This is a genomic window from Ruegeria sp. CG1 (assembly GCF_056537265.1).
This window is the reverse complement of sequence record NZ_JBQFRF010000004.1, coordinates 1-23,856: the sequence shown is the minus strand read 5'-3', so window position 1 is coordinate 23,856 and position 23,856 is coordinate 1. Positions and strand designations below refer to the sequence as shown.

Genomic DNA, 23,856 nt, shown 5'->3' with positions numbered 1-23,856 from the left:
TGACACAAAATGAAGCTGCATGAGTATCTCTCACTGTCCAGACATGGCATCTACTACTTTCGTTGGCCATTGCCCGACACAAGACCAAAACCCCACAATAGACCAAACACCAAACGAAGAACCCTTCGGATGTTTTTGCGTAAACGATGCCCTAAAGAGGCTGGTACTCTGGCACGGCGTCTTGCGGTGCGCGGCGACATAAAAACAAAGCATATAGAAACATAAGGCATAAACCACGGCGAACTGCGCACAAAGGTGCATGAGCACTTCACGGAAGTACCAAAGGAGGCAAACGCATTTAGGGATGAACTCGGCCCCTAGAGGCAATGATGCTGGGCGAAATGAGCTTAGAACTCATTGATCCAGCGTTCGCAGCAGTCGTGCTTGTATGCATTTCGACTTACACAGGATACCGCTTCAGTCGCTGAGTTGAAATGGGGTCTTTGTAAGCTTCCCCGTAGTGGGTCGATTTTTGGTAAATACAATCGTTCTTCGTAAAGATCGCCAGAAATAGAACTGTGCTGAGTACGGCGATGTCTGCCGGTGGCGGAAAGGAACTAGCTGTTGGCAAGCCTAGCGGATCTACTTCTGGGCACCCCTGAAAGTGACAAAATGACTACGCCCCCGTTGCCAGATGCACTTGTTCCAGACCTCATCCCTTCGGTCACGGTGAAGTCAACGCAATTTATGAACTCCTCAATGGCCGTTGCCAAGATTGGCGCGCCGTAAAACGTTGTAACTGTGGAAGATATTGTTGCCAAAAGCCAGTGGACGGCGAATTTCTTGTTTTTCTCTAAATCTTCTTGTTCGGCGTCGAGGTCACTCCGACGATTAAGGTCCGGTGAACACCACGAATAATTCGCCGGGACTTTTGTCTTAGCAGGGAATTCACACGGCAGTTCACCGCAATAGTTCAGGAATTTGCGAGCGCGTGCTTGTTTGTTTCGTGCGATGCGCGCCGTGCGGATATGAGACATTTGATTTCCTTTTTCATATCTCATTTCCTCATCCTCAGACCGGAAAGTTGTCTGAAGGTATCTTTTCAGGCTACACGCCCATCGGGACACTATAGGATAGGTCTACTAGGCCTCACTTAATTGTTGCATCGCCGCAATGACGCTATCAGCTAAAAATTTCCCAAAGAGAAAACTCGTTGTGACATAAGGAAATGCGAATATGAAGTTGTTGTGATATAGTCTATCGAAACAACCGGGTAAAAGTTGATTTGGGAGGTCACAATGCTTCGTATGTTGCTAAGCTTTTTCGCTCTGGGATTGGCACCAACGAGTGTCTTTGCCGACGCTGTGCCCAGTGAAGAAGCAGCCGAAGGCTTGTTCTCAGAGCAACCTTACTCTCCCTACGCAAATCGCAGCTTCCCTGAACGCCCGCTTTGGGGGGACACCCACCTTCACACCGGGCTTTCGCTTGACGCCGGAGCTTTTGGGAACACCCTGCTACCGGATGATGCCTGGCGTTTCGCCAAGGGCGAACAGGTCATTTCTTCGACTGGACTGCCTGTTCGGCTAGCCCGGCCTTTGGACTGGATGGTCCTAACAGACCACACAGATTTGATGGGGTTTGCCCCAGATCTGCAAGCTGGCAAACCGGGCGTTCTTGCCGATCCAAAAGGTTTGGAGTGGTACGAAGGGTACATGGCTGGCGGCGAAGCGGCCGGAAAGGCCGCGTTCGACATTATCACCAACTTCTCGCAAATGACTCTGCCGGAAGTTCTTCTTAATTCTTACAGCCCAGGTGCCGATGCTTTTGCCTTTACTTGGGAGAACATTGTCCTTGCAGCAGATCGACATAACGATCCCGGTAATTTTACTGCTTTCATTGGCTTTGAGTGGACCTCCGTACCAAAAGGATTCAACCTGCACCGGAACGTCATGCTGCGTGATGGGCCCATCAGAGCGCTTCAAATGGTGCCTCCGGTTACGCAACCTCCCTACGGTGATACTGATCCAAAGGCGCTTTATGCCTGGCTTGAAGAGTATCAGGAGAATACTGGCGGTCGCGCGGTAGCTTTCGCCCATAATGGCAACCTGTCGAACGGATGGATGTTCCCGACCGAAGACACCTATCACGGTGGCAAGGTCGACGAGGAATATGTGGCTGCCCGCGCAAAATGGGAGCCCCATTACGAAGTCACTCAGATCAAGGGCGACGGCGAAGCGCACCCCTATCTGAGCCCCGACGACGAATTCGCGGATTACGAAAACTGGGACGTTGGCAATCTCGACATAACCGAGCTGAAATCCGATGACATGCTGGCCGGCGAGTACGCCCGAGAAGCTTTGAAGCGCGGTTTATTGTTGGAAGAGAAGTTCGGCGTGAACCCATATAAGTTCGGCATGGGCGGCGCGACGGACAGCCATACGTCTCTGGCAACTGCTGAGGAAGACAACTTCTTCGGAAAATCCGTCAGCGTTGAACCTTCGGCCACGAGAATAAAGCATCCTTTCATCGCCAACGATCTTGGCGAAATTCCTGGCGACCTCCTTGTAGCTTCCGGGTACACGGCCGTTTGGGCGACCGACAATACTCGCGCAGCGATCTTCGATGCGTTCAAGCGGCGCGAAACCTACGCGAGCACTGGACCGCGGATTGGTCTGCGGTTCTTTGGCGGATGGGATTTCGATGACGCTGATGTTGAAACTCGCTTCCTTGCGGATGTGGGCTACACAAAAGGTGTTCCAATGGGTTCGGATCTGCGACCTCGCGAGGGTGAAGGTCCGCCCACATTCCTGATCGCTGCTCTGCGCGACCCGGTCGGGGCCAACCTGGATCGCGTGCAGGTGATAAAGGGATGGCTCGATTCCGAAGGTGCTTTGCAGGAAAACGTCTATGACGTGGCATGGTCGGACAACCGTGTTGCCGATCAAAACGGCAAGATCCCTGCGGTTGGGAATACCGTGGATCTGGAAACCGCCAGCTGGACCAATACAATTGGAACCGCCGAACTGGTAACCGTTTGGTCTGACCCTGATTTCGATCCAAATGCGCGGGCATTCTATTACGTACGTGCGCTCGAAATCCCAACCCCACGCTGGGTGTTGTACGACAAACTGAGGTTTGGTGCGGAGCTGCCAGAAGATGCGGTACTTACGCATCAGGAGCGCGCGTATTCCTCGCCGATTTGGTACACGCCTGCAGAGTGACCTTACTTCGTGCAGATTTGGGGACCCAGGTCGCAATCACTAACTCGGGACGCTCTTATGATAAGCGGCGCGCCTTGAGTTGCAATTCCTTGTGTTATTCAACTGCCTGATGCCAGCATAAAACATAATGCCGTATCGCGTTTCACGCAGGAGCCTTCATGCGAATAGTGAAAGAACCTCTGTTCCATTTCTTCTTGATCGGAGCTGCCATATTCATTTGGTTCCACATAATATCACCAGATAACGACGCCGCTGCAGATCCGGAGACGATAGCTATAAGCGAAAGTGATGCCGCGCTGTTAGCTTCACAGTTCGAAGCAAGGTGGAAACGCCAGCCAAGCGGTTCTGAGCTACAAGCGTTGGTCGACGCTTCAATTCGCGAAGAAGTTTTAGTTAGGGAAGCAAGAAAGCTTGGCTTGGAACGCGGAGATAGCGTGATCAGGTCGCGGCTGAGCCAAAAGATGGATTCTCTGACCGAAGCCATCGCCGCTTCAGTTATTCCAGAAGACGAAGATCTAGAGGCTTTTCTCCAACAAAACACGGACCGCTACGCGACACCCAATAAGGTCGCGTTCACTCAAGTTTTTCTTGGTGAAGGACCAAGTGAGACCGAGATTGAAAGGGCACTGGCCGCCTTGCGTGCGGAACAGGAGACTTCCGGCTTGGAAAGCGCGACACTACTGCCTGCATCAATGCCCCTAACCGCGACACGGGTAATCGACTCGGTCTTTGGAACCGGATTTTCCAATGGTCTCTCCAATCTCGAAAAAGGTCAGTGGATGGGGCCGGTCCAATCAGGTTACGGCATCCATCTGGTGAAAGTGCTTGCCATTGAACCAAGCCGGATACCTCGCTTGCAAGAGATCCACAGTGTGGTGCTTCGTGATTGGCGTCGCGCCATGAGCGAAGATTTGGCGCAGGCGCAATACGAGGCTCTTGCCGACAATTATGAGATCACAGCACCCGATCTCACAGGTCAGATCAAATGAACTTCATCTTCAGCTTGATGTTTGCTCTGTTGTTCACGTGGCCCACGGGATACGCCAACGCGCATGCGCTTGATCCGGGATACTTGGAAATTCGACAAATCACTACGGACACTTGGAGTGTTCATTGGCGAAAACCAGATGTGTATGGTCAACCAATGGCGATTGATGCGGTGTTACCGGATGGCTGTACACCCTCACACGGCCCTGACCCAATCTCCGATGGGCGAGCGTGGGTTTCTTCCTGGGTTGTCGAATGCCGTGCTGAGATCGCGGGCCAATCCATCGAGATCGACGGACTGGCAGCACAAAAGAACGACGTTTTGGTCCGTGTGCATCCTCTGCATGCCGAGCCTGCCACGCTTCGTTTCACCCCAGATGCTGCCATCCAAAACATACCTTTTGAACAGACAACATGGTCTGTTTTCATAGCTTATTTTCAGTTGGGTTATGAACACATACTAGAAGGCTGGGATCATCTGCTGTTTGTCTTTGCACTGTTTGTTTTGGTCCGTGATCCCTGGAGACTGGTGGGAGCCGTTACAGCTTTCACGCTTGCGCATTCGATAACACTAGCACTGGCAACACTCGGCGTTTTGAATGTTCCCGGCCCACCGGTCGAGGCGGTTATTGCTCTCTCCATCGTTTTTTTGGCGATGGAGATTGTAAAGGGTAGCGAAGGTCGGCTCCGGCTTTCAGAACAGAGCCCCTGGATCGTTTGTTTCGGATTTGGGCTTTTGCACGGTCTTGGTTTTGCTGGCGCTTTAGCCGAGATAGGACTTCCCTCTAACGATATTCCCGCAGCCTTGCTTGCATTTAACCTTGGTGTCGAGGCCGGACAACTGAGTTTTGTCGGAGCTTTGGCTATCCTGCTTATAGTCTGGCGATTTATTGCACTTCCTGTCAGCCAAAAGACAACGCTTGTTACAGCCTATAGCATCGGTTCGGTGTCGATGTACTGGCTAATTGAACGAGTAGGCAGCTTTTAATCGTAATGGCTTTCAATGCTCTCTTCTTTAGCTTTCTTAACAACTGCTCGCACAGATAGTGAATGACATTTACTCGCCCATATTTCCCGAATTTGCATATGGTCATCGTTCCAAACGATGAAGGTTCTCTCGTAACGCTCCATTTCCGATATTGATTTCATTAGTGAAGATATTGGAAGTTTGCCCATAAATTTACGTGGCATTTGCGCATAGTTTTACACGATATGTCCAAAGGTTTGCACACAACTCTATTCGGTGTCCGCTCAAGTGCCTCCGAAAGTCTCTTTGAGTTCTGCGACTTGTTCTGTATCCAACATTCGGGTTGGCATCCCCCGTAGCGCCAGGAGTAACTTGGCTGTTTCTTCCAGCTCTTCTGCTGCAGAGACCGTTGAAAACAGATCCTCTCCCGATACGACGGGACCGTGATTGGCCAACAGAACCGCACTATATTTGCCATCCAGATCGCGGATCAAATCACCAGATTTCGGATCGCCCGGCTTGACGTATGGAACCAGTTTGACTGTACCGACGCGCATGACCACGTAAGGTGTAAGCGGCGGAATACAGTCATTGGGATCGGTGTCTTCCAGACAGGACAGTGCGGTGGCCCAGGTCGAATGCAGATGGACCACGGCGCCAGCTTCTGGCCGCGTCTCATAGAAGGCTTGGTGCAGAAAGACTTCCTTGGTCGGCTTATCCCCGGAGGCGTGGTTGCCATTCAAATCAATCTTGGCGATACGCTCGGGGTCGATATCGCCCAAGGTGGAATTGGTTGGTGTCATGAGGATGCCGTCGTGCAGACGTGCAGAGACGTTGCCCGCAGTGCCGACGGAAAATCCGCGCGCAAACAGCGATGCACACAGGTCCGACATCTGCTTTCGCAGCGCCTGTTCTTCGGAACTCATTTGCCAACCTCCATCATTCTGAGGGCCTTAGCGAAGAAGTCAGGAGCGCCAAAGTTTCCAGACTTTAGAGCCAGCGCAATGGGTTTAGTTTTTCCAACGCTCAGGACTGGTACGCCCGGGTCTATCTCTGGTCCAATTGACATGGCCGGAGACCCCAGTGCCTCAGAGACAGCCTTGGCGACAGCTCCCGATGTCTCTCCCCCTGCCACCACCAATCGCTTGTAGCCCTTTTGGACAAGTTTTCGGGCGGTAACTGCAAAGAGACTATCCAGTTTTTCTGCAACCGCTTCCCGACCGAATTGGTCTTGGATCGCGCGCACATCATCCGGGCTTCCCGATGAATAGGCGAGCGGTGCCTGACCCGGATGCGTTTCAAAGAAATCCAGAAGCGTTTGCATAGTCACATCCCCGGACATAACACCCGGAACGTCAATGGCGAAGGTCGGATGGGATTTCGCATGAACATCGATCTGACCACGGGTCGCACCTGAGCAAGACCCTGCAAGGATAGCGGCGGGCCCAGCGATACCTGTGAATACACTGCCACCTCTTTTGGACGAAGCTTTTCTGACGAAGTTCTTGGGTAGCCCCAGCGCTATCCCAGATCCCCCAGTAATGAGCTGAGCATCCATCAGAGCCTCGCCCCAGGCCAGCAAATCTTTGTCCGAAATCGCATCACCGATCACAAAGCGCTCGTCTGCGTTCCGCAAAGCATCAGCAATCGCCTCTGGTCCTTGCTTTATGATGTCGACTGGCACCAACCCAACCGCTTCTTGGGTCTGATACTGCAACCAACGCTTGATGTTGGCATCCGTCATCGGAGTAAGAGGGTGATTTTCCATCCCGGACTCGTTCAACAGCTTGCCGAACACAAATAGATGGCCGTGATAGATGGTGCGCCCCGTTGTCGGAAAGGCTGGACAGAAAACCACCTTTTGCGCGCCCAGTTCGTTGGCCAACGCTTCCGCAACCGGGCCGATATTTCCCCGCCTAGTGGAATCAAAGGTCGAGCAATACTTGAAGATGAACTGGCGGCATCCTTGATCTTTAAGCCATCGCAGGGCTCGCAGGCTGTCCGCAACAGATTCTTCGACAGGTGCAGTGCGGCTCTTGAGTGAGACGACACCCGCTTCGATCTCTTTGTCGGCCGGGGTATCCGGAATACCTGGAAACTGCGCGGTTCTTAATCCACCTTCCGGCTCGACGCCCTTTGCTAAGGTGTTCGCAATGTCGCTCGCACCAGTGAAATCGTCCGCTATGACGCCGATTAGCATATTTTAATGTCCTTCGTCGGCCCTGGATCCAGCCTATGGATGTGCGGTGCTGCTCCGACGGGAAAAATCTCGCGCACAAGTGGATCATGGCCGGGCACGATAAGTCGAGGATGTGAGGCTAACTTCTCGAGTGTCTCGAAACCATCCATCATGTCCTGCAGGTCGACGACGATGGGAAAGGCTTTGCGCGCCATGAAATTCTCGTAATAGTGTGAGGCATCAGAGGCGAGTACCATCCACCCGGCTGCTGTTCTTACACGAACACATTGCAACCCCCGCGAATGCCCGCCGATACAGTGTACGGTCACCCCATCTGCTATCTCGGCCTCTCCGTCGTAGAACACGACCTTGCCTGAATAGAGACGCTTTACGACCTCGCAGATATGGCCCGCCGAGAAAGGCACGCGTAAGTGGTCGTGGCACATGCAGGGACCTGTGGCGAAGGCCATTTCCGCCGATTGCATGTGCAACTTCGCATTTGGGAACATATGCAGCCCCCCAGCGTGGTCATAATGAAGATGGGTCACGATAACCTCGGTCACCGCTTCAGGCATGATGTCCAATGGGCGCAAAGCCTCGCGTGGGTCCATCACAATAGGACGTCCACGGGCGGCTGCCTCGTCGCCGTCGTATCCGGTATCGACCAGTATAACTTTGTTGCCACGCTTGAGCACCCAAACGAAATAGTCCATCGCGTGAGGTGCATCGTGATTGTCATCCAATATGAAGCTGTCGCGTCGAGTGCGGGCATTGCGATCCGCGTATTTCACGGCGTGAATTTCCCAATCGTTCATCGGATGACCTCGGAATACTGGTGAACAGTCTTGGTGGCGATCATATCAGCCACAGCCGTATCGAAGGACTGGAAATGCGCGCTTTCCAGGTGGGCGGAGAACGCCACGCTGTCATCATAAACCTCATAGAGAAAAACTGTCTCGGGATCGTCGCCTAGGCAAACGTCAAACTGCTGGCATCCGGGTTCTTCACGCAAAGAGGTTGAAGCGTTTTCGACCATTAGCGGCAAAAAGGTTTCTCTCGTACCGGGCTTGAGAGTGAAGGTGACGGTAACCACAAACATCAGACGGAAAGTCCTTTCAGACGTGAGAAAGCGCGCTTTGCCACGGGCAGTTGGCTGAGGATCAGACCAACGTTGAGCACAAGTAGAATGGCCGCACCGGGTCGTGAAAAGAAGACCGAAAGATCCCCGTCCGACAAGAACAGCGATCGGCGGAAAGTTTCGTCAAACAGGCTTCCCAGTATAACCCCAATGACCAATGGAGCGATTGGGTACTTCATCAGGTTCATAAAATAGGCGACGGCGCCGACACCAAGCATCAGGTAGAGATCATTGATGCCACCACCGACGCTGAAGGACCCGATTGTTGTCAGAACCATCACAACCGGCAAGAAGATGGTCTGCGGTATGGCGAGTATTTTGATAAAGACCCGAGCAGTGAACAGGCCCATCAAGAACATAGTCAGGGATGCCAACACCAGGATTGCGACTACGCGCAGAATGATCTCGGGGTCTATCGTGGGGCCCGGGATCACGTTGTTGATCTTGAAAGCCCCCATTAAAGCCGCGGCGGGTGGTGAACCGGGAATGCCCAAAACCAAAAGCGGGATTAGCGCGCCCCCAATGCAGGCGTTGTTTGCTGTTTCAGAGCATAGCAGACCTTCCAATGACCCTTTTCCGAACTTGTCGCCCTCGGCAGATACGGTCTTGCCGACACCGTAGCTGACCCAACCGGCGACATCTTCGCCGACGCCAGGAAGCGCTCCCACCCCGGTCCCAATCACTCCTGACCGGCCAATGGTGGGCAGGTAGCGTCGGATGGAGCGTAGGTTCGGAAGGATGCGACCTTTCAGGGCCAGAACTTTCCCGGCCTCAACATGCCTCAAGCCGTCGATGATTTGGGGGATGGCGAAGGCCCCCATCAAAACTGGCACGACCTGAAACCCGCTCAACAAGTAAGACCAGCCGAAAGTATAGCGCGGCTCAGACAGAAGCGGATCGAGCCCCACCATAGACATTGCAAGCCCGATCAGACCGGCGATCCATCCCTTGATCACCAGATCCTCGCTCATAAGTGTGCCAGATAGAAGGATGCCAAACAAAGCCAAGAGTGCTTTTTCCGGACTCGCGATGTTCTTCGAAACCAAAAGCAGTGCCCAGACAAAAATCAAAAGCGTGATAGTCCCGATAACCGTACCGATAAAGCTGGCCGTTGTGGTCAGACCAAGTGCTTCGCCCCCTCGACCTGCTTTGGCCAGAGGGTAGCCATCCATGGCCGTCGCCGCGCTGGCTGCTGTGCCAGGTATGTTCAGCAGAATAGACGGGTAAGAGCCGCCGTAAATCGCGCCGACATAGGCCCCGAGCAAAGCGATAAGCGAATAGTCCAATGGGATCTTGTTGCCGAAAAATCCCGTCAGGATCGTCACTGCCAGCGTTGCGGTCAGGCCGGGCAATGCGCCGAACGTGATGCCTAGGAACACGGATGCAATCAAATACAGATAGGTCAGCGGGTCCACTGCCAGACCAACGAATGCGGTCCCAAACCCAGCCAGTTGCGAAAGGATAAAGTCCATCCGGTCAGTCTTTCCAAAACGGACGAAGCGTCACGTAGTAGTGGTATTCGATTTGCTTGAAGATCAGTCCCCCGCGCGCGGGCACGTTCTGTCGGAAAATAAAGGCCATCGCGCAAACGAGGATCAGCGGGGCCAATATTGCGACGACTGGCACTAACCGCAAAACGCGTTCGGAAGCCGCTTTGGTCAACACCACAAGTGATAGCGAGACCCATAGGGCCAGTGTAAACCAATCATCACTGTGTGCATTCCATTCCGCCTGCGCGGGAAACACGGCGAACGCAAAAACCCCGGCAGAAACAACTGCGATACAGGCTACCAAAGCACGCCGCGCGTGACCGCCGTAGTAGCCGTAAGTCAAAGCTGTAATCAGTAACCCCGAGCACAATATGAAGTCCACTCTGGGAACCAGCCCGACGACGTATGCAAGAAGGATCAGGCCTATTGTTGTTGCTCGATAGGCTTCCGACTTATCCCATCCAATCCCCAAAGCCGTGAGTGCGTTCTGGGCTCCACCTGAGCGGATCGAATTAGCCAGCAAGACGAAGGACAACACAAGCAATCCACAGAAGATGAACAACGGTACAATTGCAGCCGAGTTGTACCAGTCCGACCCACTTACACCTGCGCGGTTTTCACCCCAAAGTGGGATGTCCAACGTCTTCCAAAGGAAAAAGACGGACACTGTTATTAGAACAATCGCAGCCCAGAAATCGCGGGTCCGCATGACCAGTGTTTCGTCGATTTTGTCCATGCCTGCCTCCTAGAGGAAAGGGCGCGATCAGACGCGCCCTTCCAAAGTTGATCGGATTAGGGCTTCTCGATACCCAGCGAGGCTGGATCGACCGTGGCAGCGCCCAAATCTTGCAAGGTATAGGCAAAAGTAGCCTCAAGGTTCGCAAACAATTCTTGAGCTTCTTCGCCGTGTTGACCACCGACATCATAATTGTTTGCCTCAGCCCATTCAGCGACGGTATCGGATGCAATCGCCTGCTCGAACGCATCGCCGAGGGCCGCCTTCACATCATCTCCAGCCGAGCTGTGAACGGCGAATCCGATGGCTTGTTTTAGCGGCAGATACTTGTCGAGACCGTCATAGATGCCAAAGGCAGATGGCACTGTAGCTCCGGCAATCTGCGCATCTTCCGGTGTCAACATCGCAAGTGGCTTCAATTGTCCGCCTTCGATCAAAGGAGCTTGTTCAGCCAGCGAAGTCACAACCAACGCAACCTCACCTGCTATCGCCGCTTCCTGCCCGGGCGCTGAGCCTTTGTATGGAACAAACTTGAACTCTGCACCGGACCCTTTCTCGATGGCGAGAAGATTCAAGTGGTGGATCGAACCCGCGCCGGACGCGGCAGCGGGAATAGTGCCAGGAGCGGCTTTGGCAGCGTCGACCAGTTCTTCCAGAGTATTGTAAGGGCTGTCCGCCGGAACCGAGATCAGATCGGGTGATCCGCCAACAATAAACGGATACCAAAAGTCAAATTTCTTATCCCAACCACCCTGCACAGCAGCGGTGACGTTCGATTCAGACAGACCAACCAATGTGTAGCCATCGTCTGGTTGGTTCATGACGTAGACCATGCCGTTGGAGCCTGCGACCCCACCGGTTTGGTTGATCACATTGATCGAGACTGGAAGGTGTTTTTCCATTTCGGCCATGATCATTCGGTTGATCGTGTCCGTGCCGCCACCGGCCCCCCAGACCACAGCTGTGGTGATATCACGGTAAGGGTAATCCTGCGCGGTAGCAGCCCCTGAAATCCCGGTTGCAATCACGGCTGCGGCCGCCAACTGCCCTAACTTCAGTTTCATTTCCAAGTCCTCCCAAACATCTTTGCGTTTATTATTGCATTTATTTGCGTATACATTAAAGAATGCGTTGTCAACGGACTGTAGTGAAAGCTGCTATCGCGCTATGAATGCGAAACGGGAAGGAAGCGGGCTAAGATGAAGAAAAGTTATGATGTGGCAGTGTTCCACGGGGACGGAATCGGCCCGGAAATTATGGCCCCTACGCTTGAAATTCTGCGTCAGCTCTCGCGCGGCAGTCCTTCCTACGAACTGGTGTTTACAGACGCTCCAGCGGGCGCAGCCCACTACGCCAAAACTGGAGAATCGTTTCCGACTGGTTCACTTGAAACTGCACGCAAGGCTGATGCGATTCTGCTATCTGCAATGGGTTTGCCGGATGTTCGCTACCCTGACGGAACCGAGATTTCACCACAGATCGACCTGCGGAAGCAGCTCGGCCTTTTTGCCGGCGTGCGTCCGGTAAAGGTTAGCAGCGGACAAATGACCCCCTTGGCGCTGCCTCCCGAAAAAGAGATCGACTTTGTCTTGATACGCGAAAGCACAGAAGGACTGTTCTTCACCCAAGGCGCTGGAGAAGTTACCGAACACGAAGCACGTGAAACTCTGCTGATCACTCGTGAGGTGTCCGAAAAACTGTTCCGGTTTGCGTTTGAACTCGCCCAGAACCGCAAAAGAACCGGGCGCGGTCGGGGTCGAGTTACATGTGTCGACAAAGCCAATGTATTCCGCGCCTTTGCGTTCTTCAGATCGATGTTTGATGCAGAAGCTGCAAACCATCCCGAATTGCAGGCAGACCATGCTTATGTTGATGCCACCGCTCTATGGATGGTTCAAAAACCTTGGGAATTTGATGTTTTGGTCACTGAGAACATGTTCGGAGACATTCTCTCCGACCTTGGCGCCGGCCTTATGGGCGGTCTTGGATTGGCTCCTTCAGCAGATATCGGGTTGAACTACGCCGTGTTCCAACCCTGTCACGGCTCTGCTCCGGACATTGCGGGACAAAACACTGCCAATCCTTTCGCGATGATCTTGTCTGCGGCAATGATGCTTGAATGGTTAGGGTTGACCCATAATCATCCAGAACTGTCCAAAGATGGCGAACGTTTACGGGAAGCCGTGGAAAAGGTGACTGAGAGCGGTCAAAACCTGACGCGTGACCTTGGTGGCACCGCCGGAACGCAGGACGCAGCCTCATCGGTATTGGAAGCATTGTTGGCATGAATACTCAACAAGCCATCACGGTCGCGTGCGTAGGTGCGGGGTATTTCAGCAAGTTCCACTACGAAAGCTGGTCTCGAATGCCCGGAGCGGTTCCGATTGCATCCTGCAACCGTGACATCAAAAAGGCGAAAGAAACAGGACTGGCCGCTTACGATGATCTGTCAAAAATGCTGGAGGCGGAAAAACCAGATCTCGTGGACATCATCCTTCCACCTTTGGCGCAGGCCGATGCCATCCGAACGGCGCTGCACTCTGGAATAAAGTGGTTGATCTGCCAAAAACCTTTCTGCATGTCGCTGCATGAAGCTGAGAAAATTGTTGCAGAGGCCGAAGCGGTAGGAGCAACTATTGTTGTACACGAGAACTTTCGCTTTCAACCTTGGTATCGCGCGATCAAAGAGGCGATGACCGAGGGTCGAATTGGTACACCTCTACAAGCTACTTTCCGGCTTCGGCCTGGCGACGGACAAGGACCACGCGCCTATCTTGACCGGCAGCCGTATTTTCAGGACATGCCGCGTTTCCTGGTTCATGAAACAGCAGTTCACTGGGTAGACACATTCCGATTCTTGTTCGATGCGCCCATCGCAGTTTATGCGGACTTGCGCCAAGTGAACCCCATTATCGCGGGTGAGGACGCCGGCTATATCCTGTTTGATCATCCCAATGGTTTGAAAGCTCTGTTCGATGGGAACAGGTGTCTTGACCACAGCGCCAAAAACCTGCGTCAAACTATGGGTGAAGCTCTCATTGAAGGAACAACAGGATCATTGGTTCTTAACGGCGATGGTTCAGTTGAACTCCGCGCTTTTGGAAAGCAGGCGCAGCAGCAAATTCTACCTCCAAGCGATCATAATGGATTTGGCGGCGATTGCGTCCACGCCTTGCAAAGTCACGTCGTTTCAGGCCTTGTAAAGGGCACGCCGCTGGAAAACACGGCCCGAGACTATTTGGACGTGATCCGCATCGAAGAGAGCATCTATCTTTCGGCTGCGGAGGGACGAAAGATCAACCTGGAGACGCCGTGAAGGGTCAAGACGCAAAAACTCTTTCCAATACGCAACGCGCCGTTAGGGATTTGCGGCAGATGATCCTGTCCGGCGAACTTGCAGCCGGAACTGACCACCTGGAGTCGGAACTCGCCGAAACCCTTGGTATGTCCCGCACCCCGATACGGGAAGCTGCGCTGATGTTGGAAAGCAAGGGGTTGTTGGAGATGCGGCCCCGCAAAGGCGTGCGGATACTGCCGGTTTCATCAGACGATATGCGTGAAATCTACGACATCCTGACGGAGCTCGAGAGCCTCGCTGCACAACGCGCTGCCGAAGCGGGTTATTCAGAAGATGAACTGGCAGTACTTGCTGGATCAATTGCGAAGATGGACCGAGCCATCGAAGCCGAAGATCTTGAAGCCTGGGCCGAGGCCGATGAGTTATTTCATCAAGAGCTCGTTCGGTTGGGCGGCAACAAACGGGTCGAAGCGATTGTCGCCATGATGAGCGACCAGGTGCGCCGCGCGCGCGCAACGACCTTGTTCATCAGACCCCTGCCCGTCAAATCCAATGAAGATCATCGGGTTGTTTTCCAAGCGATTAGTGAAGGTCGTCCGGATGTCGCCCGTGAACGTCATCGAGAACACAGGCTGCAAGCCAAGGCTATGCTTTGCGAGATACTCGAAAAGCATCGGCTCAACAGCCTCTGATCTTCTCGTATCCGGCCATTAATCATCTAAAATATCTGCTTATTTTCGGTACTAAAGGCGCTCCGAATACTTGTCGATAACGGCAACCCGCAGTTGCCTCCGGCTGCTCTGATATTCTTTTTTCTAGTCGCTCAAACAATCACTGCATCGATTGGGGTTGAAATAGTACGATTTCGTATTAATTTAATTCGATATCGTACTATTGGAGAGTCAAGATGCCAAACCGAAGACGTTTTCTCAAGATTCTAGGCGGAGGCACAATACTGGCGGCAACGGGCGCGGCTGGGTTTCTCACGACACGTACGCCCCATGAAGCTTTAGCTCCGTGGACGCCAAAACCGTATGATGACCCACGCAAGGCTGCTTTGTCCTACGCAATTCTCGCCCCCAATCCACACAATTTGCAACCTTGGCTGATCGAGTTGGTTGGGCAAGACAAAGTGCGCATCCACCGTGATCCTGAACGTGAGCTTCCTGAAACCGACCCTTACCACCGCCAGCTCTATATTGGCCTCGGCGCATTTGTTGAGACGATGGTTCTGGCAGCAGGTGCACAGGGGTTTGATACAGAGGTCGAGTTACTGCCAGATGGGAATGACGGACCTATCGCAGAAGCGATGTTTGTATCTGGCGGGGCATCCGATCCACTCTCAGATCAAATCCTCAAACGGCATTCCAACAAAGAACCGTACACAGAACAGCGCCTCTCTGCCGATCAAGTGTCTACGCTTGGCAACTATGCAACTTTGATTACCGATGAAGATTTGGTGGTCCGTATTCGAGACCTCACGAAACGCGCTTTTGAAATCGAAATGCGAACACCGCAGACCTTGAAAGAATCCGTGGACCTCATGCGGATCGGGAAAGCAGAAATCAACGCCAACCCGGACGGGATTGAGTTACGCGATCCGTTTCTGGAAACGCTGCGACTTACCGGCCTATTGGACAATGAGACCCTGATGAACGTTGATCACCCAGGCACTCAGGCGCACATGCAAGACTATTTCGCTATGCTAGACGCGACACCGCAGTACGCAGTTCTCACGACAGCTAAAAATACGCGAAGCGATCAAATCGATGCAGGACGTCAGTTGATGCGTTTCTACCTGAAGACAACCGAAATGGGCCTAGGCGTTCATCCGGTCAGCCAGGCACTTCAAGAGTATCCTGAGATGGCCGATGAGTACGCTCTGGCGCATGAGCTTCTTGCGTCACCGGGCCACACGGTGCAAATGTTGCTGCGTTTGGGGTATGGACCTGAACCAATTCCCACACCACGCTGGCCGCTGGAGACACGAATTCTGAATGAAGCCTGAAGATGAGACCAACGAAGTTTACCGGTTCTTCACCGAGGTCGGGATCATCAATCAGTTGATCTCGACCAAGCTGGAAGCGTTCTTGCCTGGTAGAATGACGGCGACTCAATTCGGAATTTTGGGCCATCTGGTACGGCGTCCCGAGGGTGAAACTCCACAGCAACTTTCGAACGCGTTTCAAGTGCCTAAAACTTCGATGACGCACATACTCTCCAGTCTTGAAAATCATGACCTTGTTACTCTTGAAGCCAACCCCAATGACAAACGTTCGAAAATTGCTCGGCCTACACCGCAAGGCGCGGAGTTTTTGAAAGCTTGTATGGAGCGGATGTCGGAATCCCTGGCTCCAGTTTTGTCCGAACTCGGGCCTGAACCGTTCCATGAATCATTGCCTAATCTGACGCTCATACGCGAAACTTTGGACAGCGAGCGCGACTAGCCGAAACCTGCGCCAGCCGAAGCAAACAACCAAATTTTCAGAACATCATGCAATCCGCGCCCGGCGGGAGCGGCGGCGATCCTTCAGGCAAAGTGGGCGTGTAGTCAAATGTCACAATCTTCGCGCCACCGTCGAATGCAACGAACAGTTGATTGGACCCCGGCCTAATGGCGATGCCTTCTGGATCGGTTCCGAATTCCAACAAACTTTGCTGGGCGAGCAGTTGGCCATCTGCCGTGAACTCATACAGGCTGTTTGACCCTTCCCAGTCATCAACAATCAACATGTGGCCGGTACGCGGATCAATCGCGATGCCCTGCGCCTCACTCAAGGGAGGAGAGAGCTTCATGGTATCCAACCTCGCCGTCAAAGCACCCTCTGAGGTGAACCACGACAACCGTTCGGGGTCATCCTCTACGGTCACGATCTGTCCCTTGGCGTTGATCGCAATTCCTTCCGTATCCGCGAAACCACCTTCCAATTCGAAGGGTGCTCCCAGGCGTGATCCGTCCTTGGTGACACGTTGAAGACTGCCGAGACCATCGCCCAGCAACAAGTGATCCCCTTCAACAGCAATTGCTTTGATCCGAAAGAGATCGCTGGATATACGGCGCAATTCATCACCTTGCAATGTAACGAGAATTGCCTCGGGCCCCTCGTTCGCAATCCACAACCCACAAAAGGTCGGATCGTAGTCAAGACTTGCGGGCTGATTAAGTTCATAACGCCCTGTTTCGCGAAGCTGCAATGCCGTGGCCGGGGTCGACACAGCAAAAATCAACAAGGCGGTTGTCCTCACAAACACTCTGGATGCTCCGAAAATCTGCGTCAAAACTGTGGGGTGGAATCGTAACACGTCAATGCTAAGAGCACCTAAACTTCCAAAATCAGAGAGCATCATTTTACCTGATCAGAGACTTATAACACGGAAACTGGTTACAAGCGGTGTGGTTCGACGCATCTGGGTTCTGCCATAGTCCGTTGGAACTAGGGGTGTGCCGAAATCGCAAACCAACAACATGGCGCTTGCGAGAGTTACGAAATCAACACTAGCGAACGAAACAACCTCAGGCTTCATAGAACAAACTTGCAATCGCGTGCTCGGGCGTAGTCACCTAGGGCATAGGGTTGGAGAAAGCCAATGGCGCTGTGGAAATTCGTGATTAGTGTTTATTGCGCGCTGTTTCTTGTCGCTTGCGCTCCGAAAACCCGCACGTATGAAAAGACGGTATCAGCTGCGCTACCGGCAAATTCCAGCACGGCTCTGGGTCAGGCGGCCAATCGCCTTGGGGATCCTAAAGACGGTCGGTCAGGCATCAAGCTGATCAGTGATGGAGAAGAAGCGCTCGTATCACGGCTGTTGTTGGCCACTGCGGCCGAGCGAACGATAGACGCGCAATACTATCTTCTGCACGACGACCCAACCGGTCACCTGTTCGCTGCCAGTCTCTTGCAAGCGGCGGATCGAGGTGTTCGTGTCAGGCTGTTGTTGGATGATATGGATACGTCCGGCTACGACGCGATGACCGCTGCGTTGGACAATCACAAAAACATCGAAATAAGGCTATTCAACCCGTTCTGGCGAGATCAGAGCATTTTGATCGCGGGTCTGACTGATTTCAAACGCATCAATCGCAGAATGCACAACAAGTCCATGACAGCAGACAACGTGTTCACGATTGTGGGTGGGAGAAACATTGGTGCCGAGTATTTTTTGGCGCGGGAAGAAATGAACTATGCTGATCTGGATGTGCTGGCCGCAGGCCCAGTTGTACGCGAAGTTTCACGTAGCTTTGACGCTTACTGGAACAGCGAATTCGCTGTTCCGGCTCGCGTGGTTGTCGGAGAACCCGAAGAATTTGACCTGAGCGATGCACGCAGCAGGTTGAATGAACTCGTCGAGGAAGCGAAGCAAACGCAGTACGGCGCAGCGCTCAGAAAGTCGGCAAAAGAGAACTTCGCGGATGGCGCCCTGTTACTGGATTGGCTGCCAGCGAAACTTTATGCTGATCCGCCTTCAAAGGCCGCGGGCCTCGAGAACTCAGGTCCCGTTCTTGCATCTCAATTGCTTCCGTACTTTGAGAATGCCAGCAGTGAAGTGAACATCGTGTCCGCCTACTTCGTGCCGCGCAACAACGGTGTGAAATGGCTGACCGAACTCGAGAACCGTGGGGTCGACGTAAAGGTTGTAACCAACTCACTTGCATCTAACGACGTCGCACCCGTTTACGCACACTACGCCAAGAAACGCCGAGCACTACTACGCGGTGGAGTAGAACTCTACGAGCTGCGACCCGACGCTTATCAAGTCCAACGCCGCGGTATTAACTGGGCTCAATCCAGGTCAGGCCTGCACTCCAAGGCATTTGCAATTGATGACCAGTACTTGTTCGTGGGTTCATTCAACTGGGATCCGCGATCTGTCAACATCAACACCGAGATGGGAATTCTGATTGACTCGCCAGCATTGACTGCGCAGACGATGGGAGCCTTGGACGACGCACTACCCGCATACACATATAACGTGACGCTCGAGCAAGCTGGCCAGCTTAAATGGACGACAAGAGCCAATGATGGCACCATTCTTGAGTACCAATTCGAGCCGACAGGATCGGCCTGGGATCACATAGTTGCCGGGTTATTAAGTATTTTACCAATTGGGTCCCAGCTTTAGGTTTCTGCAAACTACCTGATCGCTTGGCCGTCACCGACGCCTGCGAAGATGGCGGCAGAAAAGACATAGGTCATCAGTCGCAGATATTTCCCAATATCCAATTCTTAATACAGACTAGATATTCATTTTATCAACTGCTGGCGGGAAAATGCCTGCTACCAAAGTCAATGGCCATGTTCATCATTCCAGGGAAGCTGAACGACAACGGGCAAGTCCCGTTATCCTGTTACTCTAACAGTTACATTCAGCTTGCCGTGCCTTAGTGGATTTTTGCGCTTTGTGTTTCATTTCAAGCGATCATCTAATTTCGTAAGATGCCGAAGGTAGATTGTTTTGAATAACCATAGCTGATTATTGTGCATCTTCAGTGAGAAAGAACAACTCAATGGGCTGCGCAAGGCCACGTATTTCGTGATCCCCACAGCTAACGAACATGTTCGGAGCAGCACTTGCAACGGCTGACGTCGCCAACACCCTCCGACCAATTGCTTTTGTTAAACCTTCAATTCGGCTTGCAACGTTCACCGCCCCGCCCAGAACTGTGAAATCAAGCCTGCCGGGGCTGCCGATATTACCATAGCTGACCTGCCCGACGTTAATTCCAATACCAACATCCAAAGGCGGTTTTTGAAACCCGTCTCGTCTGGTGTTGAGATCGTTCAAACCACTCAGCACACTCTGCGCTGCAAGAGCCGCCATTCTGCAGCGGACGGCATGGTCTTTTTGCGCTTCAATAGTAAAGATCGACAGGATGCCATCGCCCATGAACTTGAGGACGTCTCCACCGTTGTCCTCTACGGCTTTAACCACCAGATCAAAATAGTCGCTAAGCGTGTCGAAGATATCTTCTTCCGGAGAGGTCTCGGAAAGTGCCGTAAAACCTCGCAGATCAGAGAACATAACCACTGCATCCAAAGTTGTTCGCTCTCCGCGCTTTATATTGCCGCTCCAGACGGCCTCGGAAGGTCCATCTCCTAAATAAGTTCGAAGCAGACCTTTAGACGATTTTCGCATCGTGACAGGTTCCAAGGCGGAAGAAAGGGCCGGTAAGGCCGCTTCAATCAGCCTAAGATGTTCGGGTGAGAATCCATCCTTTGCCTGAGTAACGAACGTACATCCATGCAGCGATCCATCGCCGTAATAGAGCAAAGTAGCGTAGTAGTCGGTGCCACCCTGCTCTGCAAATTCAAGATAGGATGAATGCTCTGTTTCCGAGTCCAGTCGCCGTAGACTTTTGTGAAGTGGCTTTCTGTTCGCAAGAATATACTCGAATGAACTCCCGACATAGCCATCTGTCAACATCGTCTCATGCGTGACGTCGTAGCTGTCGGTGCCTTCAGGCGTCCAAACTACCCCCCAGGCAATAAGCAATGGGTTGGCAAAGCGCTGGCCAATGTTTGCCCGCCAAAGCGGCACTCCGGCCTCGATCAAGGAGGAACAAAACTGTGACACCACCTTTACAGGATCACCGGAGCGACGACCTTCTGTAATCATCCATTCGGTCAGTCGAGTGACTTCTTCCATGGACCCAATTTAGTCGCTTGGAAACGATGAGCAAAGACAATTGGAATGGCAATGTCGGTTGCTGTTGTTGAGCAGCCTGATCAGACCTGTCCAAATTGATGCTCGGGCATCAACGGAATGTATTCCATCGGGAAGATGGTTTGTAAATTTAGATCCCGCGCGGTTCCAAACAGACCTATTTGAAGATTGCAGCCCTCTCTTGGGAAACCTTCAATAGAAACCAATCTCGCTGACATCTACGCGGGCCTCGTGATCTCTCCCGTAGGCTACAACTCCAACTGAGGTGATTTCGTCAGCAACGGGAATAGCGCGCAACATGGCACCTGAAGCCTTGAAGCCTGGGAGAGGTAACCAGACTTCGGTCCAGTTGTCAGAAGTTGCGAACGCGGCCTGATAGTATTGCCATGGAAGCACCGTGCCACGTGTCCTGAGGTGGACGAAGTATTGCTCGCCATTCCCCCGTACCAACAGCCTGACGCCCGATACACCCTCATCTGGTCGATCAGACAACTTGCGTCGGAACTGGATAAAGCCGCCGTTGTTTTTTGTGCTGACAGTTCCGGTCAACCGGGCGAACGCAACATCACGTTCCGAACGAAACTGCACCTGTCCTGAAGAAACTCCTCCCATGACGGTGTCGGCAACGTAGTCCCAACTCGTCTCCGGAGACTTGGAGAAGTCTTCTGCAAGATTTTCATCAGCCTGTGCCATTATAGATCCGATGATAACAAGACCTGAAACAAGCCCAGCGAAGTTTCCACGCATATCGTTTTTTCTCAGTTCAGTATTGCAATAGAAAGGTTCAAGACAGTGGCAAATGCGACCCATGCAAAGTACGGCAGGAAGGCTAGTGCGGAAACCTGATCCGAGCTCCTGACCAGAGCGATGAACATGACGATGACAGCCAGCAACGCGGCAATTACAACAAACGCAAACCACGGTAGTTGCAGTATGAAAAAGATTGGGGACCACGAAAAGTTTAGACCCATCTGTGCCCACCACAGCTTCATGGCAGTCGAGCTTCGGTCTGTTTCGAACTGGCGCCAACCCGCCATGGCGATCAAGACATAAAGCACCGTCCAGACCGGGCCAAATATCCAATTTGGTGGATTGAAAGCAGGTTTAGAAAGCTGCGCATACCAATTGTCAATGAGCGTTCAAAACTGACCCGGTTTCAGCATTTAAATTTGACCCACCCTATGTGGCGCAAAGCCCCCAGGCGGGCCGCCCTCATATAGCGAGTCCGTCTGGGGGCTTTGCTTGCGCGACGTTTATGTTTTTCTGCGCCGCTTGCTCTGTGCGAACCGGTATGACGTGTTGCCTGTCTCGATGATTGCGCAGTGATGGGTTACGCGATCCAGAAGCGCGGTTGTCATCTTGGCATCGCCGAAGACCGAGACCCATTCGCCGAACTCCAGGTTGGTGGTGATGATGACACTGGTCTTCTCATAGAGCTTGCTGATCAGATGGAACAGCAACGCACCGCCGGACTTGGGGAACGGGATGTAGCCCAACTCGTCGATGATGACGCAGTCCAGGGCGGAGAGCTGCCGGATGATCTTCCCGGCATTGCCCTCGGCCTGTTCCTTGATCAGCGCATTGATCAGGTCGACGGCGTTGAAGAAACGGGCCTTCTTGCCGTTGTTGATCAGGGTGGTTCCAAGCGCGATGGCGATGTGGGTTTTGCCCGTGCCGGTTCCGCCCACCAGAATGAGGTTATGCGCCTCGTCGGTGAACTGGCCTGTGCAGAACGGTTCGATCTGGCTCTGGGTAACCGCGGCCGCACCGTAATCGAAGGTGGCGAAGTCCTTGTGATGGGGGAACTTCGCGATCCGCATTTGATACTGGATGGAGCGCACCCGGCGTTCTACAGTCTCGGCGTCGATCAGTTGCTTTATCGCTGTGGTCAGACTTGGTGGCTTGCGCGCGGACAGCAAATCATGGGCGCAAGCTGCCATTCCATGCAGCCTCAAGGTAGTCAGTTGGTCGATGAGGGCGTTCATGCGGCCGCCTCCTCAGCTGAGCACAGCATCTCATAGCGCTTGCAATCGGCCTCGGGCCGCAAGGTTAGTTGCGGATAGGTATAGGCGTCGTTGAGCGGTGTGATGACCGGTTCTACCAACTGGTTGATCAGGTTGATGATGGCAGGAAGGCGCAAGGTGTTTTGTTCCACCGCCAGTTCGCAAGCCGTCTCGACCACCTCGATCCCGTGATCCTGGGCCAGCAGAAGCAAATCGACGAACTCCCGATCCCCGCCTTTGCCGGCCATGTAATGCTCCCTGATCCGATGCATGGCCTCGGGCAGTTGCCAGTCCACAAAGGGGGCGCCGTCGCGCAGGGCGCCGGGCTTGCGATCCAGCAGCGGCACGTAATGCCATGGCTCAAAATAGCTGACATTGCGAGTGAAGCGACGTTTGTGCTCGGCGATAACTTCTTGGCCCGACGCCAGCACGATCCGGCCAGCATAGGCGCGCAGCGACACATGTTGTCCGGCGAACCGGGAGGGCACACTGTATCGATTGCTGGCATATTGAACCAGGCAGGTGGAGCGGACGCGGACGGTCTTCTCCACGTATCCATCAAATGCCCGGCCCAGAGGGCGCAGCTCAGCACGCTCGTCTTCGAACATTTCTGCAATGGTGCGATCCTGATGCTCGGGATGGGCGCGCTCTGCCAGTTCTTCACAGCGCAGGCGCAGCCAATCGTTCAGCGCATCGAGATCACCAAAGGCGGGTTTGGGAACAAACAACCGGCCGCGCAAAAACTGGACCTGGTTCTCAACCTGCCCCTTCTCCCAGCCCGCAGCGGGTGTACAGGCCACCGGTTCCATCACATAGTGGTTCATCAAGGCCAGGAACCGGGGATGGAATATCCGGTCCTTTGAGCGCGAGACATAGGTCACCATCGTTTTGGGATTGTCGATGATCACCCGGCGCGGCACGCCGCCATAGAACGCCAATGCCCGCACGAACGCATCCAGCACCATCTCCTGGGCTTCGCCGGGATAAGCCACGACAAAGGGCTTGCGGCTGTGACACAGGCGGAAATGGGCAACCTTCACCTTCTGCTCGACACCGCCCAGGACAACCCGTTCTTCGCTCCAGTCAAATTGCAACGCATCACCTGCCGCAAAATGCAGCGGAATAAACGCTTCGCTCGAACCAGTGCCAGCCCGCTTCAGGTCGCGCACAAAGCGCTGAACCGGGGAATAAGACCCGGTGTAGCCCTCCGTTACGAGTTGCTCATAGAGCTTCT

23 protein-coding genes are annotated in these 23,856 nt (G+C 53.3%); 9 read left to right on the top strand and 14 right to left on the bottom strand.

The window, feature by feature from the left end:
* Positions 1 to 557: 557 nt before the first annotated feature.
* Entirely contained in the window at positions 558 to 1,001 is a 444-nt protein-coding gene (locus tag ACR0AU_RS12385) for a hypothetical protein (protein WP_480795754.1), read from the bottom strand.
* 237 nt (positions 1,002 to 1,238) lie between these two features.
* On the opposite strand from ACR0AU_RS12385, the gene ACR0AU_RS12380 reads away from it, so the two are divergent.
* From ACR0AU_RS12380 to ACR0AU_RS12370, 3 genes are all read left to right on the top strand, one after another.
* Entirely contained in the window at positions 1,239 to 3,161 is a 1,923-nt protein-coding gene (locus ACR0AU_RS12380; RefSeq protein ID WP_170733521.1) for a DUF3604 domain-containing protein, read from the top strand.
* 158 nt (positions 3,162 to 3,319) lie between these two features.
* Entirely contained in the window at positions 3,320 to 4,150 is an 831-nt protein-coding gene (locus ACR0AU_RS12375; RefSeq protein ID WP_480795753.1) for a peptidyl-prolyl cis-trans isomerase, read from the top strand.
* Positions 4,147 to 5,136, top strand: a complete 990-nt coding sequence (locus ACR0AU_RS12370) for a HupE/UreJ family protein (protein ID WP_480795752.1) — start codon at positions 4,147 to 4,149, stop codon at positions 5,134 to 5,136. The genes ACR0AU_RS12375 and ACR0AU_RS12370 overlap by 4 nt, the downstream gene beginning before the upstream one ends.
* Positions 5,137 to 5,399: 263 nt before the next feature.
* Here ACR0AU_RS12370 and otnC read toward each other — a convergent pair whose 3' ends face one another.
* From otnC to ACR0AU_RS12335, 7 genes are read right to left on the bottom strand one after another with little or no spacing between them, the layout of a single operon-like run.
* Positions 5,400 to 6,041, bottom strand: coding sequence for a 3-oxo-tetronate 4-phosphate decarboxylase (gene otnC / locus ACR0AU_RS12365; RefSeq protein WP_480795751.1), 642 nt, complete (start codon positions 6,039 to 6,041; stop codon positions 5,400 to 5,402).
* The gene (otnK, locus tag ACR0AU_RS12360) at positions 6,038 to 7,315 is read right to left on the bottom strand and encodes a 3-oxo-tetronate kinase (RefSeq protein WP_480795750.1); all 1,278 of its coding nucleotides are present in this window, start codon (positions 7,313 to 7,315) and stop codon (positions 6,038 to 6,040) included. Before otnK ends, otnC begins: the two co-directional genes overlap by 4 nt.
* Positions 7,309 to 8,109: an N-acyl homoserine lactonase family protein gene (locus ACR0AU_RS12355; protein ID WP_170733518.1), complete on the bottom strand. Its 801-nt coding sequence runs from the start codon at positions 8,107 to 8,109 to the stop codon at positions 7,309 to 7,311. Before ACR0AU_RS12355 ends, otnK begins: the two co-directional genes overlap by 7 nt.
* The gene (locus tag ACR0AU_RS12350; RefSeq protein ID WP_170423472.1) at positions 8,106 to 8,393 is read right to left on the bottom strand and encodes a putative quinol monooxygenase; all 288 of its coding nucleotides are present in this window, start codon (positions 8,391 to 8,393) and stop codon (positions 8,106 to 8,108) included. Before ACR0AU_RS12350 ends, ACR0AU_RS12355 begins: the two co-directional genes overlap by 4 nt.
* Complete coding sequence (locus ACR0AU_RS12345) at positions 8,393 to 9,904, bottom strand: tripartite tricarboxylate transporter permease (protein WP_170638038.1); 1,512 nt, start codon at positions 9,902 to 9,904, stop codon at positions 8,393 to 8,395. The genes ACR0AU_RS12350 and ACR0AU_RS12345 overlap by 1 nt, the downstream gene beginning before the upstream one ends.
* A 4-nt stretch (positions 9,905 to 9,908) precedes the next feature.
* Entirely contained in the window at positions 9,909 to 10,658 is a 750-nt protein-coding gene (locus ACR0AU_RS12340) for a hypothetical protein (protein WP_480592321.1), read from the bottom strand.
* A gap of 56 nt (positions 10,659 to 10,714) precedes the next feature.
* Positions 10,715 to 11,722: a Bug family tripartite tricarboxylate transporter substrate binding protein gene (locus ACR0AU_RS12335; protein ID WP_170513339.1), complete on the bottom strand. Its 1,008-nt coding sequence runs from the start codon at positions 11,720 to 11,722 to the stop codon at positions 10,715 to 10,717.
* 135 nt (positions 11,723 to 11,857) lie between these two features.
* Between ACR0AU_RS12335 and ACR0AU_RS12330 the strand changes: the two genes are divergently transcribed.
* The 5 genes from ACR0AU_RS12330 (at position 11,858) to ACR0AU_RS12310 (ending at position 16,403) form a co-directional block, all read left to right on the top strand.
* Entirely contained in the window at positions 11,858 to 12,946 is a 1,089-nt protein-coding gene (locus ACR0AU_RS12330; RefSeq protein WP_480795749.1) for an isocitrate/isopropylmalate dehydrogenase family protein, read from the top strand.
* Positions 12,943 to 13,974 (top strand): Gfo/Idh/MocA family protein, encoded by a 1,032-nt coding sequence (locus tag ACR0AU_RS12325; RefSeq protein ID WP_170733516.1) that lies wholly within the window; start codon positions 12,943 to 12,945, stop codon positions 13,972 to 13,974. The genes ACR0AU_RS12330 and ACR0AU_RS12325 overlap by 4 nt, the downstream gene beginning before the upstream one ends.
* Positions 13,971 to 14,648 (top strand): GntR family transcriptional regulator, encoded by a 678-nt coding sequence (locus tag ACR0AU_RS12320; protein ID WP_170408443.1) that lies wholly within the window; start codon positions 13,971 to 13,973, stop codon positions 14,646 to 14,648. Before ACR0AU_RS12325 ends, ACR0AU_RS12320 begins: the two co-directional genes overlap by 4 nt.
* A gap of 215 nt (positions 14,649 to 14,863) precedes the next feature.
* Positions 14,864 to 15,964 carry an Acg family FMN-binding oxidoreductase gene (locus ACR0AU_RS12315; protein ID WP_170513695.1) on the top strand — a complete coding sequence of 367 codons (1,101 nt, stop codon included), beginning with the start codon at positions 14,864 to 14,866 and terminating at the stop codon, positions 15,962 to 15,964.
* Positions 15,954 to 16,403, top strand: a complete 450-nt coding sequence (locus ACR0AU_RS12310) for a MarR family transcriptional regulator (RefSeq protein ID WP_170513692.1) — start codon at positions 15,954 to 15,956, stop codon at positions 16,401 to 16,403. The genes ACR0AU_RS12315 and ACR0AU_RS12310 overlap by 11 nt, the downstream gene beginning before the upstream one ends.
* Before the next feature lie 37 nt (positions 16,404 to 16,440).
* Here the strand turns inward: ACR0AU_RS12310 and ACR0AU_RS12305 are convergent, their stop codons facing one another.
* On the bottom strand, positions 16,441 to 17,304 hold the full coding sequence (locus ACR0AU_RS12305) for a hypothetical protein (RefSeq protein ID WP_480454225.1): 864 nt from the start codon (positions 17,302 to 17,304) through the stop codon (positions 16,441 to 16,443).
* Between the two features lie 240 nt (positions 17,305 to 17,544).
* Between ACR0AU_RS12305 and ACR0AU_RS12300 the strand changes: the two genes are divergently transcribed.
* Positions 17,545 to 19,077 (top strand): phospholipase D family protein, encoded by a 1,533-nt coding sequence (locus ACR0AU_RS12300; protein ID WP_170613810.1) that lies wholly within the window; start codon positions 17,545 to 17,547, stop codon positions 19,075 to 19,077.
* A gap of 351 nt (positions 19,078 to 19,428) precedes the next feature.
* Here ACR0AU_RS12300 and ACR0AU_RS12295 read toward each other — a convergent pair whose 3' ends face one another.
* The 5 genes from ACR0AU_RS12295 to istA all read right to left on the bottom strand — a co-directional run.
* On the bottom strand, positions 19,429 to 20,601 hold the full coding sequence (locus tag ACR0AU_RS12295) for an adenylate/guanylate cyclase domain-containing protein (protein ID WP_480795748.1): 1,173 nt from the start codon (positions 20,599 to 20,601) through the stop codon (positions 19,429 to 19,431).
* Positions 20,602 to 20,811: 210 nt separating this feature from the next.
* A complete protein-coding gene (locus ACR0AU_RS12290; RefSeq protein WP_480437146.1) occupies positions 20,812 to 21,312 on the bottom strand; it encodes a CIA30 family protein in 501 nt (166 codons plus the stop codon).
* Between the two features lie 65 nt (positions 21,313 to 21,377).
* A complete protein-coding gene (locus ACR0AU_RS12285; protein ID WP_480795845.1) occupies positions 21,378 to 21,752 on the bottom strand; it encodes a TspO/MBR family protein in 375 nt (124 codons plus the stop codon).
* 120 nt (positions 21,753 to 21,872) lie between these two features.
* A complete protein-coding gene (gene istB, locus ACR0AU_RS12280) occupies positions 21,873 to 22,604 on the bottom strand; it encodes an IS21-like element helper ATPase IstB (RefSeq protein ID WP_171676501.1) in 732 nt (243 codons plus the stop codon).
* Positions 22,601 to 23,856: IS21 family transposase (istA, locus tag ACR0AU_RS12275; RefSeq protein WP_480795747.1), on the bottom strand; the 1,256-nt coding region annotated here is incomplete at its 5' end. The genes istB and istA, both read right to left, overlap by 4 nt.

Coding starts and splice junctions, on each gene's coding strand:
- ACR0AU_RS12375 (WP_480795753.1), top strand. CDS start 3,320: ATGCGAATAGTGAAAGAACCTCTGTTCCATTTCTTCTTGATCGGAGCT.
- ACR0AU_RS12315 (WP_170513695.1), top strand. CDS start 14,864: ATGCCAAACCGAAGACGTTTTCTCAAGATTCTAGGCGGAGGCACAATA.
- otnC (WP_480795751.1), bottom strand. CDS start 6,041: ATGAGTTCCGAAGAACAGGCGCTGCGAAAGCAGATGTCGGACCTGTGT.
- ACR0AU_RS12330 (WP_480795749.1), top strand. CDS start 11,858: ATGAAGAAAAGTTATGATGTGGCAGTGTTCCACGGGGACGGAATCGGC.
- ACR0AU_RS12290 (WP_480437146.1), bottom strand. CDS start 21,312: ATGGCACAGGCTGATGAAAATCTTGCAGAAGACTTCTCCAAGTCTCCG.
- istB (WP_171676501.1), bottom strand. CDS start 22,604: ATGAACGCCCTCATCGACCAACTGACTACCTTGAGGCTGCATGGAATG.
- ACR0AU_RS12385 (WP_480795754.1), bottom strand. CDS start 1,001: ATGAGATATGAAAAAGGAAATCAAATGTCTCATATCCGCACGGCGCGC.
- ACR0AU_RS12370 (WP_480795752.1), top strand. CDS start 4,147: ATGAACTTCATCTTCAGCTTGATGTTTGCTCTGTTGTTCACGTGGCCC.
- ACR0AU_RS12355 (WP_170733518.1), bottom strand. CDS start 8,109: ATGAACGATTGGGAAATTCACGCCGTGAAATACGCGGATCGCAATGCC.
- ACR0AU_RS12310 (WP_170513692.1), top strand. CDS start 15,954: ATGAAGCCTGAAGATGAGACCAACGAAGTTTACCGGTTCTTCACCGAG.
- ACR0AU_RS12300 (WP_170613810.1), top strand. CDS start 17,545: ATGGCGCTGTGGAAATTCGTGATTAGTGTTTATTGCGCGCTGTTTCTT.
- ACR0AU_RS12335 (WP_170513339.1), bottom strand. CDS start 11,722: ATGAAACTGAAGTTAGGGCAGTTGGCGGCCGCAGCCGTGATTGCAACC.
- ACR0AU_RS12305 (WP_480454225.1), bottom strand. CDS start 17,304: ATGATGCTCTCTGATTTTGGAAGTTTAGGTGCTCTTAGCATTGACGTG.
- ACR0AU_RS12325 (WP_170733516.1), top strand. CDS start 12,943: ATGAATACTCAACAAGCCATCACGGTCGCGTGCGTAGGTGCGGGGTAT.
- ACR0AU_RS12380 (WP_170733521.1), top strand. CDS start 1,239: ATGCTTCGTATGTTGCTAAGCTTTTTCGCTCTGGGATTGGCACCAACG.
- ACR0AU_RS12350 (WP_170423472.1), bottom strand. CDS start 8,393: ATGTTTGTGGTTACCGTCACCTTCACTCTCAAGCCCGGTACGAGAGAA.
- otnK (WP_480795750.1), bottom strand. CDS start 7,315: ATGCTAATCGGCGTCATAGCGGACGATTTCACTGGTGCGAGCGACATT.
- ACR0AU_RS12340 (WP_480592321.1), bottom strand. CDS start 10,658: ATGGACAAAATCGACGAAACACTGGTCATGCGGACCCGCGATTTCTGG.
- ACR0AU_RS12295 (WP_480795748.1), bottom strand. CDS start 20,601: ATGGAAGAAGTCACTCGACTGACCGAATGGATGATTACAGAAGGTCGT.
- ACR0AU_RS12345 (WP_170638038.1), bottom strand. CDS start 9,904: ATGGACTTTATCCTTTCGCAACTGGCTGGGTTTGGGACCGCATTCGTT.